The organism is Yersinia sp. 1252 StPb PI (genome assembly GCF_048593885.1).
Classification (GTDB): Bacteria; Pseudomonadota; Gammaproteobacteria; order Enterobacterales; family Enterobacteriaceae; genus Yersinia; species Yersinia enterocolitica_E.
In genome coordinates, this window is sequence record NZ_JAZGQE010000133.1 from 1 (window position 1) to 13,751 (window position 13,751).

Below are 13,751 nucleotides of genomic sequence, written 5' to 3' on the forward strand. Positions count from 1 at the left end.
CTGGAGCTTATCTATTTGAATATCTCGATATTTTATTGTAATCAAATCTGCGTAAATTTTTAGGTTGTCAGCCTCTTCGTTATCGGCGATAAGTTATACAAGCAATATCGATATCTGGCTGACATGTGTAAAGATTTCGCCACGGGCAACCAATTGATTTACACTAAGTTAACTAATTATTTTGTTACCAATGGGATTTAATCCGTGAAAAAACATTCTTTAAAAGCCAAGCAAATAAAAACACTGGCTGCCTTAGCCGTCGCTACGGCCGTTTGCATGCCGACGGCAATGGCAGGAACCTGGTCTTTGGGGGCTTCTGCGTTAGTCAGCCCAGACCCTTACCGGGGTAAGAACGACCGTGTCTATCCGGTACCTATCATTTCTTATGAAAGCGATAATTTCTACTTCCGTACCTTAGCTGCGGGTTATTACTTGTGGAAAGATGACAATAATCGCTTATCAATCGATGCTTATTACTTACCGCTGCACTTTACGCCAGGTGACAGTGATGATCAGCAGATGAAGCAGTTGGATAAACGCCGCAGTACCATGATGGCTGGGATGTCATATTCTCATATTGAGGATTGGGGGACGTTGCGCGCTATGTTCTCTGGCGATGTGCTGGATAATAGCGGTGGTTTTATCGGCGATTTGGCTTACCTGTACCGCTTTAACGTCGATAGCTGGACGCTGACGCCGGGGGTTGGTTTTAACTGGAACAGTGGTGATCAAAACAGTTATTACTATGGCGTGAGCGGTGCTGAATCTGCCCGTAGTGGTTTGGCGCAATACAACCCAAGTGATAGCTGGTCGCCATATCTTGAGTTGTCGGTGAACTACAACATCAATCCGAATTGGAATGCGTTCTTTACCGGCCGTTATGTGCGCCTGGCCAGTGAAGTGAAAAATAGCCCAATGGTTGATGCATCATACAGCGGCGTGTTGTGGACTGGCGTGACCTATACTTTCCGCTAATTAATGACGCGGTAATGTTGAGCCATAAAAAATGGGGCATCGCGCCCCATTTTTGTGCCTAACGACATCTGGAACGTTAGCTATTTTTACGGCTACGGATGGTCATGGCAAGACGCGCCGGGGCGTCAAGTGTTGCCACCAACGGCTTATTCACTCGCGCTGTTTCCACGCAAACCATGGTTTTATAACCCTCATTTGGCATATCAACCATGCTACCAGACAACTCTGCACCTGGATTCCATGCCACTACATCACTTTGGTGATGATGATGTACTTCAATGGTGCGTTTGAGCGCCGCATCTTTGATCAAGCTATAGGCTTCGGGTTGTGTGTAGATACGGTCAGTCTGGCCGTTAAACACTAAATCGCCTTGTTGTGTGGCATCGGCAATTTTTAGCACTTTATCGAAGTATTTCTCACCCAGACCACTGACTTTAATCTGGTCGATGTCGCCAATCTGGAAGTAAGTATGTAGCGCGGCTACTGCCTGGTAATCACCGTGTGATTCCAGCTCCATTTCGCACTCATCACCCAGCTTGAAGCGGGCAATCAATGTGAAGGCATGCGGCCAGTATTTACGGGATTCATCACTGTCTTCCAGTGTGAAGGTCAGGATAACCCCATTCTCGTTTTCATCATGGGCACTGAGAGTCCATGGCAGTAGACGGGCAAAACCATGAGAAGGTTGTGCTGATGGACCAAACCAAGGCCAACAAATTGGCACGCCACCACGAATAGCGACGCCATCTTTAAACGGCGTGTTATTGCTCAGCCAAATGATAGGTTGCTCACCGCTAGGTTGATAGGCCAGCAAATGAGCGCCTTGTAGGCTTACTGCGGCACGCACCTTCGGATGAGAAACCACCACTACCGGCAATTCATCCAGTTGGCGTTGGCTGATGTAAGGCGAAATTTGTTCAACAACAGGTAGGGTGAATACTTTCTCGTTCATTCGTTTGGCCTTATGGGAAAGGGAGCAGGGATCCTTTGAACTTCAGACTCTCGATAATATCACAGGCTGTAAATCTTGTAGCAAATGGACGACACCGTAGTGGTGAATCATTGATATTGCGCAATTTATTATAGCTACAAATAAAAAAGCCACCCGAAGGTGGCTTTTGGCAGAAATCTACATCAATCCATTATTACTTGGAGATGTGAGAGATCAGGTCCAGAACTTTGTTTGAGTAGCCAGTTTCGTTATCGTACCAAGAAACCAGTTTCACAAAGTTGTCGTTCAGCGCGATACCGGCTTTAGCATCGAATACTGAAGTCAGTTTTTCGCCGTTGAAATCGGTAGAAACAACGTCGTCTTCGGTGTAGCCCAGAACGCCTTTCAGCTCGCCTTCTGAAGCCGCTTTGATAGCAGCACAGATTTCTTTGTAAGAAGCTGGTTTTTCCAGACGTGCAGTCAGGTCAACAACTGAAACGTTAGGAGTAGGAACGCGGAACGCCATACCTGTCAGTTTGCCGTTCAGTGCTGGGATAACTTTACCAACTGCTTTAGCGGCACCAGTAGAAGAAGGGATGATGTTCTGGGATGCGCCACGACCGCCGCGCCAGTCTTTATGAGACGGGCCATCAACAGTTTTCTGCGTTGCAGTAGTTGCATGCACAGTGGTCATCAACGCTTCAACGATACCGAACTTGTCGTTGATAACTTTAGCCAGTGGAGCCAGGCAGTTAGTGGTGCAAGAAGCGTTAGAAACGATTTCCTGACCCGCGTATTCTTTGTGGTTGACGCCCATAACAAACATAGGGGTGTCATCTTTAGAAGGACCAGTCAGAACCACTTTCTTAGCACCAGCAGCGATGTGCTTACGTGCTGTTTCGTCGGTCAGGAACAGGCCAGTTGCTTCAGCAACAACGTCAACGTTAACTTCGTTCCACTTCAGGTTAGCCGGATCTCTCTCTGCGGTAACACGGATGGTTTTACCGTTAACAACCAAGTGGCCGTCTTTTACTTCTACAGTACCGTCGAAACGACCGTGGGTAGAGTCGTATTTCAGCATGTACGCCATGTATTCAGCGTCCAACAGGTCGTTGATTGCAACGATTTCGATGTCAGAACGTTCCTGAGCAGCACGGAAAACAATGCGACCGATACGGCCAAAACCGTTGATACCTACTTTGATAGTCATATATTCCACCAGCTATTTGTTAGTGAATAAAAGGTTGGTTGTAAAATTACAAAAACCTTGCCGAGCGTCAAGCGGAATCGTGTCAATTATTGCTACAAATCAAACCAACGACGTTAGATCGAACATTAATCACGCGTTTCCAGATACGATTAGCCTCATTTTTATATTGGGGCGAATTATTCAGTTTAAAGTGAGAATCGGTAATATTTACGATTTTTATCACATTTATACCCAAAATGATTGGCGTTGCAGGTAGGCAGCTAGCGAACGAATCCCGATGAGCTTACATGAGTAAGTGATTCGGGTGAATGAGTGTAGCTAACAACCCTGCAGCGTCAAGTATAAAGGGTATATGCGGTTGTCACTTTGATGGCATACAGTTTAGGACAATTTTAACTGCTTTGTTGTTAATTTTTTGTTATTATTAGGCATTGTTTTCGTTGACTTTATTCCCTGCCAGAGAACCGCACAAATGGCTAAAGAACTGAACTCTACACCAGATATTGAAAAACTGTCCGATATTCAGCGTCATGTCACCCAACAGCGCGGGACAGAAGCCCCGTTTAGTGGCAAATTGCTGCATAACAAACGCGATGGCATCTATGAGTGCCTGTGTTGTCATCAACCTTTGTTTATCTCAGAGTCGAAATTTGACTCAGGCTGTGGTTGGCCGAGTTTTTACCAACCTATCAAAGATGACTCTATTCGCTATATTGATGATAATTCACATAATATGGTTCGAGTTGAAATTCGTTGTGGTAATTGTGATGCTCACTTAGGCCATGTTTTCCCCGATGGGCCGCAGCCTACGGGCGAGCGCTATTGCGTGAACTCGGCGTCATTGAATTTTGTTGATGACCAGAATGGCGAGCAGATTGCCGGTTGATACTCAACGATTATGCATGTTGAAAAATCGATTCAGCTTATTATTCGTTTTGTTAAGGATACTTTGATGGAGCTTGAAGACCTGATTTCAGTGATGACACCTGAAATTTACCAACGCTTGATGCAAGCGGTTGAGCTGGGTAAATGGCCGGATGGTGTGGCACTGACACCTGAGCAGAAAGAGAATAGTCTGCAAATGGTAATGCTATGGCAAGCCCGTCACAATGAGGATGCTCAGCATATGAGCATTGGCACTGATGGCCAAATTGTGATGAAAACCAAGCAAGAATTGAAACAGCAATTCAGCCAGCCAACATTGGTAAAACTGAAGCCAGAATAGGGCTGTTACCCACAAGATTTATCAAAATCAACGGAGCCGAGTGAGGCTCCGTTGGTGCTATTTTTATTGCCGGTTATTTGCTTGCTGAATCCATTTCAGCCAGCCACTGTGCCAGTGTTTGTAAGCTTGCCCCTGCTTTATGCATCGTATTTAGGGCGTGTTGACTGTCATGCGGTTGTAGGTTGACCCCGCGACAACCGTCACTGATGACCGTTGTTTGATAACCCAGAGCTAATGCATCCAAGACGCTATATTTCACACAATAATCAGTTGCCAGCCCCATAATGAACAAACGGTCTATCCCTTGCTGCCGTAGCCACTCATCCAAAGGGGTTTTGGCTCGCCGACCATTGTCAAAAAAAGCGCTGTAGCTATCGATATCAGGATCTTGGCCTTTACGGAACGTGGCATTAATTGCGTGTTGTTTCAATTGCGGATGTAAGGCGGCCCCTGGCTCATTTTGCACACAATGCACTGGCCACCAAACTTGTGGTAACCCATCCAGCTCACCTACGGTACCCGATTCCGCATTTGAATTGATGGCAAAGCTGCGGTGCCCGGCAGGGTGCCAATCCTGGCTGGCAATAATAGGTATCTTTTTGCTAAGGCAGGCATCAATAGCTTGATTGGCAATGGCAATAACCTGGTCACCCTCAGCAACAGCCAGCGCCCCTCCCGGACAAAAGTCATTTTGTAAATCAATTAAAAGCAGTGCCGCATTCATTGATATTCCACCGGATCAGTTAGTGTCAGTGAGTTCACCACGCAGGTTTTGTTGCATTAACCGGCGAATGTCTTCAGGGGTTAAAGATTGACTCAATAAATAATGTAGTTTTGTCAGTGCGGCCTCGACCGTCATATCAAAGCCACTGATAACACCGGCGTGGGCCAGTGCATTACCGGTTGCATAGCCTTCCATATTGACTCTACCGGAAATACATTGTGTCAAATTCACTACCACAATACCTCGCTCGCTGGCATTTTTTAACTCATCCAGTAACTCGGCTTTTTGTGGTGCGTTTCCCACACCATAAGAACGTAAAATCAGGGCTTTAACGGGCTGCAACAGGAAGTTACGCACCACCGCGCCTGATATCCCAGGATAAATAGTCACCACACCAATCGGTTGAGGGGTGATGTTATGAACAATCAATGGCCCATTATTGGCTGGTGACTCGACCGACGCCATACGCCGAATATGAATACCTGCCTCAAGCAGTACCGACAGATTCGGCGAGGCAAAAGCATCAAAACCATCAGCATGGGCTTTAGTGGTGCGATTGCCACGGAATAATTTGTTGTTAAAGAACAGACTGACTTCATTCACTGGGTGGTTCGCGGCCAGATAGAGGGCGTTAAGCAAGTTGGTTTGCCCATCAGAGCGCAACTCTGCCAACGGGATCTGAGAGCCGGTAACAATCACCGGCTTGGCCAGATTTTCTAACATGAATGACAGGGCCGAGGCTGTAAATGCCATGGTGTCTGTGCCATGTAAAATAACAAAGCCGTCGTATAAGCCGTAGTTTTGCTCAATATCGTTGGCAATATGCTGCCAGTCCTCGGGTGTCATATCTGAGGAGTCAATTAATGGCGCATATTCATGGATAGTGAAATCAGGCATTTCGGGGCGATGGAACTCAGGCATCAGCGCAAGTTGGCGTTGCAGATGGCCGGATACGGGGATGTATCCATGTTCCGAGCGCTGCATACCGATGGTACCGCCAGTATAGGCAACATAAATAGATTTCTTCTGCATGAGCATGAGGGCCTGAAAAGTAGTACTGAATAAGATGGGTGAATTATAGGGAGACTGACGAGGAAAAAAAGCCCGGCGGGTGCCGGGCGGAGTATTTTGATTAATTTTCTAGCGGACATCACCACAGGTTAGGCATAACGCATAGCGATTCTGCGGGTCATTCAATGTACTGAGTAAACTTGGCTGCTCTTGCACGGCTTGCGCCATGGCAGATAGCGGGGCAGGTATCCAAGCCTGAATGGCGGCTGGTAACATAGCTTGTACCGATGCGCTCATTTGGCCGAAAATCAAGTCACTAAGACTCGGCTCATCAACAAACCAATTCAACTGCCAGGTTTTCAGTTGCGCCAGCTCCGCGACCTTCTTCACCGCGTCATCAAAGTCACCTAACTGATCCACCAGACCGTTACTTTTAGCATCAATCCCAAGCCACACATGGCCCTGTGCGATTTGATCCACTTGTTCAGGGGTTTTATGGCGTGAAGTTGCGACCAGGTCAATAAAGGTCTTGTAGCCATTTTCGATATTGATTTGCATCATCTGCGAAAACTCAGGCGGCAAGTTTTTAGTAATCGAAATATCGGCTAATGGCGACGTGGCTACGCCGTCAGTATGAACACCAATACTTTCCAGTGAATTTTGGAAGGTATTAATCACGCCGAAAATACCAATCGAGCCGGTAAGGGTGCTCGGGCTGGCAACGATATAGTTAGCGGGTGTGGAGATCCAATATCCACCCGATGCCGCCATTCCCCCCATCGATACCACCAAGGGTTTATTGGCTGCGCGTAACGCCGCTAATTCTGAACGAATCAACTCAGAGGCGCTGACACTGCCCCCAGGGCTATTTACTCGCAGAATTACGGCTTTAATTTTTGGATCTAAACGCGCCTGGCGAATCTGTGCTGCCAGCGAGTCGCCACCCACGTTGCCCGGAGTTTGCGGACCATCAATGATGGCGCCGTTAGCAAAAATAACCGCTATCTGCTCGCCCTGCTGTGGTGTAGGTACCGGTTGATAGTCATAAATACTGACGTAATTAAAGTCGTTATTCTTTTTATCCCAACCAAAGGTTTTAACCAACTCGGTTTCTACCTCAGGGCGTGACGCTAATGTATCCACCAGTTTATTGTCCAGCGCATATTTTGCCGGAGAACCGCCAGCGGCTTGCAACCCACTGATAACACCCGCGGCACCTGGGAACAGTTGCTCTGGCGTTAACTGCCGGTTGGCAGCAACCGCAGTAAGATAATTTTGCCATAATCCACCAATCCAGCGGCTGTCTGCTTCACGTGCAGCCGGTGACATATCATCACGAATCATCGGTTCAACCGCGGACTTATAGGTGCCAACCCGGAAGATATTCGTGGTGATTTTAAGTTTTTCCAGCAACGATTTGTAATAGAGGTTATTACTGGCGAAACCATGCAGATCGACCGCCCCTTGTGGCGATAGATAGATTTTATTAGCAAAGCTGGCTAAATAGTATTGGGTTTGATTATAGCTATCGCCAATTGCATAAATTGGCTTACCGCTGTCACGGAATTCCCGCAGCGCTTTACCTATATATTGCAATGAAGGTTGGTCGGCACCGGTAAAATCACTTAGTGACAGCACCAAACCGGTAATATTGTTATCGGTTTTTGCCAGACGAATAGTTTCGACAATATCAAACAGCGAGTTTTCCTGTAGGCGATTACTGGATGCCCCTAAGAACTCACGCCCCAATTGACGTAGTTTATTGTTTACTGCGGGCTGATCAACCACCACGCCACTTAAATTTACCAGCAGCGCGCCTTTAACCGGTTCTGCTGGTTTACTTTGGAACTGAAGGTAAATACCCACACCGACTAAAATTAACAGTATTAAGAACAGATTAAGAATAAATTCCCTGACGAAATTAAGCAGACGCCAGGTCCACTTGAAAAAGCCAGCAATAATTCGCCACAAAGTGCGCATGTTATCTCCAACAAAACCGGGCAAGTACGGTTATCCTAATGACCTGACGAACAAATGTCAGCTTTAAATCACTGTTAAGCCTAGCCGAAAGGTCAACACTGGCAACAAAACGACAACTTATGCTACCGTGCTGAAAATGAAAATCGTTATCAGGAGAGAATGATGGATGCGTTAGAACTGTTACTTAACCGCCGTTCGGCGTCCCGTTTGACCACCCCAGCGCCAACGGGTGAGGCATTGGATCATATTATCCATGCGGGCATGCGGGCACCTGACCATGGCACATTGCAGCCATGGCGCTTTATTTTGATTGAAAATGAGGGGCTGGAACGTTTTAGTCAATTGTTACAACAGGCAGTACAACATGATGGGGCTGATGACGCGGTATTGGAAAAAGCGAAACAAGCACCGTTTCGTGCGCCGCTAATTATTACCGTTATTGCCCATGTCACTGAAAACCCCAAAGTGCCCAATTGGGAACAAGTGGTTTCCGCCGGTTGCGCGGTACAAGCAATGCAAATGGCTGCGCTGGCTCAAGGTTTTAATGGTATCTGGCGTACCGGTTCCTGGACCCATCATCCCGTGGTTCGTCAGGGGTTTGCCTGCCGTGAACAAGATGAAATCGTCGGCTTCCTTTATCTCGGCACACCACAACTGAAGTCAGCGACGAAAGTGACTCCACTGGATCACACCACTTTTGTGAGCTATTTCTGATAGTTATATGGTCTATAATCGATAGGTTTCAAGGCGGCAGCGAAGAAGCAAATCGCTTGGGGCCGTCTTGAACATCACAGCTTATGCACTTTTATAGGAACTAAGCTGTGTTTTCGTCTGCTTTGTGACCAACCTATCTGCCCGACAGCGGCCTCTACTTACCAAGCCACGCCATAGGCGCTACCATAGGCAGTCTGGATACTAGTCCTACGAGCATAATTCCTCAATAAACTGCTTATTACTGACCATCACACGGGAGAGTGTTATGACACCGCCAGCGATACGTCTTACCCAATACAGCCACGGAGCGGGCTGCGGTTGCAAAATTTCGCCCAAAGTTTTGGATAAGATATTGCATACCGATCAGCAGAAGCTTCTTGACCCTCGGCTGTTGGTGGGGAATGAAACGCGTGATGATGCAGCAGTTTATGATATTGGCGGCGGTGTTGGCATCATCAGCACGACCGACTTTTTTATGCCGATCGTTGACGATCCCTTTGATTTTGGCCGAATTGCAGCCACCAATGCTATCAGTGATATCTATGCGATGGGCGGTAAACCCATTATGGCGATTGCCATCCTGGGCTGGCCGATAGATAAACTGGCACCTGAAGTTGCCCAACAGGTTATCGAGGGCGGGCGCTATGTTTGCCAGCAGGCCGGTATTTCTCTGGCAGGGGGGCATTCCATTGATGCACCTGAGCCGATTTTCGGTCTGGCGGTCACCGGAATCGTCAGCACTGAGCAGGTTAAGAAAAACAGTGACGCGCAGGCTGGTTGTAAGCTGTTTCTGACCAAGCCGCTGGGTATTGGTATTCTGACGACGGCAGAAAAGAAAAGTAAGTTGCGACCTGAACATCAAGGGGTAGCAACAGAAACCATGTGTCAGTTGAATAAATCAGGGGCGGACTTTGCCAGTATTGCCGGTGTCACTGCCATGACCGATGTTACCGGGTTCGGCCTGTTAGGGCATTTAAGCGAAATTTGTCAAGGTTCTGGTGTTCAGGCCAAATTACATTTCTCGGCTATACCGCGCTTACCGGCGGTTGAAGAGTATATTGCTGCGGGTTGTGTGCCGGGGGGAACTGGGCGTAATTTTGACAGTTATGGCCACCTGATCGGCGAGATGACCGAGTTACAGAAAACGTTATTGTGTGACCCACAGACTTCCGGTGGTTTGTTGTTAGCCGTATTGCCTGAAGCGGAGGCTCAGGTGCAGGCTATTGCGGCTCAGCACGGTATGACGCTCAGTTCTATTGGCGAGTTGAGCACTGTGGATAACCGCCGGGCGTTGATTGAGATTACAGAATGACCTTTTCTTTGATGCATTTTTGCGGTGAATGATGCGACTTTTTATTGCTGAAAAACCCAGTTTGGCGCGGGCGATTGCCGATATTTTGCCAAAGCCGCATCGTCGAGGCGATGGATTTATTGCCTGTGGCAGTGATCAAATGGTGACCTGGTGTGTGGGTCACTTGCTGGAACAGGCCCAACCTGATGCTTATGACAGCCGCTATGCACGTTGGTCGTTAGCTGATTTACCTATTATTCCTGAAAAATGGCAACTACAGCCTCGGCCCTCGGTCAGTAAACAATTGAATGTTATCAAACAACTTTTGCAACAGGCCGACGAAGTGGTGCATGCCGGTGACCCGGACCGCGAAGGGCAACTGTTGGTTGATGAAGTATTGGATTACCTCGATTTGGTGGCAGAGAAGCGGCAAAATGTCCGCCGTTGCCTGATTAACGATCTCAACCCGCAGGCAGTGGAGCGTGCGGTGGAGCGTTTGCGTTATAACCGCGAGTTTATCCCGTTATGTGTTTCGGCATTGGCCCGCGCCAGAGCCGATTGGCTATATGGCATCAATATGACCCGTGCCTATACTATTCTTGGGCGCAATGCAGGTTATGATGGTGTTTTGTCAGTAGGGCGGGTACAAACGCCGGTATTAGGCTTGGTTGTCCGCCGTGACGAAGAAATTGAAGATTTTATTCCCAAAGACTTTTTCGAAGTTAAAGCCCATATTGTCACGCCTGCGGATGAGCGTTTTATTGCCCTATGGCAGCCGAGTGATTCTTGCGAGTCATATCAGGATGAAGAAGGGCGCTTGTTGCATCGGCCACTGGCTGAACATGTGGTTAATCGCATCACGGGTCAGCCTGCATTTGTAACCTCCTATAATGATAAACGGGAATCAGAAACCGCACCGTTACCCTTTTCCCTTTCGACATTGCAGATTGAAGCCGCTAAACGCTTCGGTTTGAGCGCCCAGCAAGTTCTGGATATTTGTCAGCGTTTATATGAAACGCACAAATTGATTACGTATCCGCGTTCAGATTGCCGATACCTACCAGAAGAGCATTTCGCTGGGCGTCATTCGGTATTGAATGCCATCAGCATTCATCAGGCTGACTTATTGCCGTTAGAGGTAATGGACAGTGATCGGCGTAATCGCTGCTGGGATGACAAAAAAGTCGATGCCCACCACGCCATTATCCCAACAGCACGGGCCAGTAAGGTGAATCTAACCACTGATGAAGGCAAAGTTTACCGATTGGTAGCACAGCAGTATCTGATGCAATTTTGCCCAGATGCACAATTTCGTAAATGTGTCATTGAGCTCGATATTGCTGGCGGCAAGTTTGTCGCTAAGGCCCGTTTTCTGGCGGAGGCGGGTTGGCGTACCTTGCTTGGTAGCAAAGAGCGTGATGAAGAAAATGAAGGCTCGCCGTTGCCGGTGGTGGAGAAAGGTGCTGAATTATTGTGTGAACGGGGTGAGGTTGTTGAACGGCAAACTCAGCCGCCACGACCATTTACCGATGCCAGTTTATTATCAGCGATGACCGGAATCGCGCGGTTTGTGCAGGATAAAGAGCTGAAAAAAGTGTTACGCGCAACGGATGGGTTGGGTACTGAGGCAACACGAGCTGGGATTATTGAGCTACTTTTCAAACGTACTTTTTTATTCAAAAAAGGGCGTTATATTCATGCAAGCCCTGCGGGAAGAGCATTGATTCATGCGCTGCCTGATATTGCTGCACGGCCCGATATGACGGCCCATTGGGAATCGACACTGACACAAATCAGTGAGAAAAATTGCCGCTATCAGGACTTCATGCAGCCACTGGTGGCAACATTGCAAGATTTAATCAGTCAGGCAAAACAAAATCGCTCACCTCAGGTATTTCGTGGGTTGCCAGCCGCACCGTCTGGGGCGATAAAGAAACGTAAAAAAGCACCGTCCAAAACCAAGGATAATAAGTCATGAGAATATTGTTATTGCTAGGTTGTATTGGTTTTGCCTCGCTTATTTCTACTGCGGCGATGGCCAATCGTAACAATGTCGATGTTGTTGTTCCTTTGCCACCTGAAATATGGAATAACTCATCAAATCGCAACACGAATAATAATCCGTGCACTCGCTGTTGTGTCTATCAAAATCAGAATTATTCTGAAGGTGCTGTATTGCGCGTTGAAGGTGAGGTCTTGCAGTGTGTGCGTGATAGCAGTGTGATCGGTACCAATCCATTGATTTGGAAGCGGTTGACCAGGTAACAGGCTAACGTTTCTGGGCAATAAACGCATCTAAAAGCGGAACATCGGCGGGTGCCAGGGGGTAACGGTAAGCCTCCTCTGGTGCTAGCCAGACCACTGCGGAGTGACAATGCAATGCTAGCTTGCCGCTGAAACTCTCAACGAGCCAGGCATGTAATCTGATGGTCTGTTTATCTGAATCCCATTGATTGGTGGCGATATATCGGGTCACTGATGCCTCAATATTCAACTCTTCGGTCAGTTCACGTATCAGCGCCTGAGGTTGGTTCTCTCCCGCCTCGACTTTCCCTCCAGGAAACTCCCACAAACCGGCCTGATCACGGCATGAGTCCCGCTGAGCCAGCAGAATCTTACCATTTTGTTCAATAATGGCGGCGACAACATCAATCATTTTTTGTTTATCCAGCTTTGGTCGCGTATTCGCCAGTGGTAGGCCTGTGTTGCCAGGACTACCACTGATGTTATCAGAGTTCGAATTCAGACCATACTGGTGCGTGGTCTGAGGGCTTTTCCATGCCGCGAATCGCATAATCAATTCCTGTCGCAACGCAGCGGGCAGCCAGTGGCTGACTTGCCAACAATAAATCTATACGCAGGCCTCTATTCTCATCAAAACCACGGGAGCGATAATCAAACCACGAAAATTGATTGTTACACTCAGGATTAGCTGCACGGAATGTATCAACCAGCCCCCAGTTTTGTAAACGCTCCAGCCAGGCACGCTCTTCAGGCAGAAATGAACACTTACCTGTGCGCAGCCAACGTTTACGGCTCTCTTCGCCAATACCAATATCCAGGTCAGTTGGACTAATATTTAAATCCCCCATAATCAGTACCTGAGCATCTGCTGAAAGTTGTTGTTCCAGATATTGTTGTAAGTCAGCGTAAAAACGCTCTTTTGCTGGGAATTTTATGGGGTGATCACGGCTTTCCCCTTGGGGGAAATAGCCATTAATAACAGTGAGAGGACCATTTGGCGTTGCAATATCAGCCATTATAATACGACGTTGAGCATCTTCTTCATCAGTAGGGAAGCCACGACGAACAGCCAATGGTTCATTTTTGGTTAACAGCGCCACACCATAATGACCTTTTTGCCCATGATAAAAAACGTGGTAACCATGCTGACTGACATCCTCAAGGGGAAACATATCATCATGTACTTTCGTTTCCTGAAGGCCGATAACCTCTGGTTGATGTTGCTCGATTATCGCCGCTAGTTGATGTGGTCGAGCACGTAGGCCATTGATATTAAAAGAGACAAACTTCATGGTTAGCACCGTTTATTCGATAAAAATGATTTCAGATATTAGCAGATACTGAATAAAAATGTAACGCACGGGTAAAGAATAAAGAAATTAGATAATATCGGTTGATAACGAAAGTGAAATAAAATAATACCAATGAATTTGGCTAGTAAGTCGG

At 47.4% G+C, this 13,751-nt stretch carries 14 protein-coding genes; 7 read left to right on the forward strand and 7 right to left on the reverse strand.

All coding sequences use genetic code 11. From position 1 onward, the window contains the following. The first annotated feature begins 204 nt into the window (after window positions 1–204). Window positions 205–975 (forward strand): MipA/OmpV family protein, encoded by a 771-nt coding sequence (locus V2A85_RS17020; RefSeq protein ID WP_372558945.1) that lies wholly within the window; start codon window positions 205–207, stop codon window positions 973–975. Between the two features lie 76 nt (window positions 976–1,051). Here the strand turns inward: V2A85_RS17020 and V2A85_RS17025 are convergent, their stop codons facing one another. After that, entirely contained in the window at window positions 1,052–1,927 is an 876-nt protein-coding gene (locus tag V2A85_RS17025) for a D-hexose-6-phosphate mutarotase (RefSeq protein WP_372558946.1), read from the reverse strand. A 193-nt stretch (window positions 1,928–2,120) separates the two neighbouring features. Continuing rightward, window positions 2,121–3,116 carry a glyceraldehyde-3-phosphate dehydrogenase gene (gene gapA / locus V2A85_RS17030; RefSeq protein ID WP_032819960.1) on the reverse strand — a complete coding sequence of 332 codons (996 nt, stop codon included), beginning with the start codon at window positions 3,114–3,116 and terminating at the stop codon, window positions 2,121–2,123. Between the two features lie 472 nt (window positions 3,117–3,588). Between gapA and msrB the strand changes: the two genes are divergently transcribed. Both msrB and V2A85_RS17040 read left to right on the forward strand, forming a co-directional pair. Then, the gene (gene msrB, locus V2A85_RS17035) at window positions 3,589–4,002 is read left to right on the forward strand and encodes a peptide-methionine (R)-S-oxide reductase MsrB (protein ID WP_372558947.1); all 414 of its coding nucleotides are present in this window, start codon (window positions 3,589–3,591) and stop codon (window positions 4,000–4,002) included. Between the two features lie 66 nt (window positions 4,003–4,068). After that, window positions 4,069–4,341 (forward strand): YeaC family protein, encoded by a 273-nt coding sequence (locus V2A85_RS17040; protein ID WP_083163662.1) that lies wholly within the window; start codon window positions 4,069–4,071, stop codon window positions 4,339–4,341. Between the two features lie 73 nt (window positions 4,342–4,414). Here V2A85_RS17040 and pncA read toward each other — a convergent pair whose 3' ends face one another. From pncA to sppA, 3 genes are all read right to left on the reverse strand, one after another. Next, on the reverse strand, window positions 4,415–5,065 hold the full coding sequence (gene pncA, locus V2A85_RS17045) for a bifunctional nicotinamidase/pyrazinamidase (RefSeq protein ID WP_420071921.1): 651 nt from the start codon (window positions 5,063–5,065) through the stop codon (window positions 4,415–4,417). 15 nt (window positions 5,066–5,080) lie between these two features. Beyond that, the gene (ansA, locus tag V2A85_RS17050) at window positions 5,081–6,097 is read right to left on the reverse strand and encodes an asparaginase (RefSeq protein WP_420071922.1); all 1,017 of its coding nucleotides are present in this window, start codon (window positions 6,095–6,097) and stop codon (window positions 5,081–5,083) included. Between the two features lie 108 nt (window positions 6,098–6,205). Beyond that, window positions 6,206–8,056, reverse strand: a complete 1,851-nt coding sequence (gene sppA, locus V2A85_RS17055; protein WP_420071923.1) for a signal peptide peptidase SppA — start codon at window positions 8,054–8,056, stop codon at window positions 6,206–6,208. Window positions 8,057–8,218: 162 nt separating this feature from the next. Between sppA and V2A85_RS17060 the strand changes: the two genes are divergently transcribed. The 4 genes from V2A85_RS17060 to V2A85_RS17075 all read left to right on the forward strand — a co-directional run bounded on the left by V2A85_RS17060 (window position 8,219) and on the right by V2A85_RS17075 (window position 12,326). Beyond that, on the forward strand, window positions 8,219–8,770 hold the full coding sequence (locus V2A85_RS17060) for an NAD(P)H nitroreductase (protein WP_372559897.1): 552 nt from the start codon (window positions 8,219–8,221) through the stop codon (window positions 8,768–8,770). Window positions 8,771–9,035: 265 nt separating this feature from the next. Then, entirely contained in the window at window positions 9,036–10,082 is a 1,047-nt protein-coding gene (gene selD, locus V2A85_RS17065) for a selenide, water dikinase SelD (protein ID WP_420071924.1), read from the forward strand. A 31-nt stretch (window positions 10,083–10,113) separates the two neighbouring features. After that, window positions 10,114–12,039: a DNA topoisomerase III gene (locus V2A85_RS17070; protein ID WP_193784666.1), complete on the forward strand. Its 1,926-nt coding sequence runs from the start codon at window positions 10,114–10,116 to the stop codon at window positions 12,037–12,039. Continuing rightward, window positions 12,036–12,326 carry a DUF1496 domain-containing protein gene (locus tag V2A85_RS17075; protein WP_372558951.1) on the forward strand — a complete coding sequence of 97 codons (291 nt, stop codon included), beginning with the start codon at window positions 12,036–12,038 and terminating at the stop codon, window positions 12,324–12,326. The genes V2A85_RS17070 and V2A85_RS17075 overlap by 4 nt, the downstream gene beginning before the upstream one ends. A 4-nt stretch (window positions 12,327–12,330) precedes the next feature. Here the strand turns inward: V2A85_RS17075 and V2A85_RS17080 are convergent, their stop codons facing one another. Together V2A85_RS17080 and xthA are read right to left on the reverse strand one after the other, a co-directional pair. Further along, complete coding sequence (locus V2A85_RS17080; protein WP_372558952.1) at window positions 12,331–12,717, reverse strand: pyrimidine (deoxy)nucleoside triphosphate diphosphatase; 387 nt, start codon at window positions 12,715–12,717, stop codon at window positions 12,331–12,333. Window positions 12,718–12,790: 73 nt separating this feature from the next. After that, complete coding sequence (xthA, locus tag V2A85_RS17085; protein WP_372558953.1) at window positions 12,791–13,597, reverse strand: exodeoxyribonuclease III; 807 nt, start codon at window positions 13,595–13,597, stop codon at window positions 12,791–12,793. Window positions 13,598–13,751: the final 154 nt, after the last annotated feature.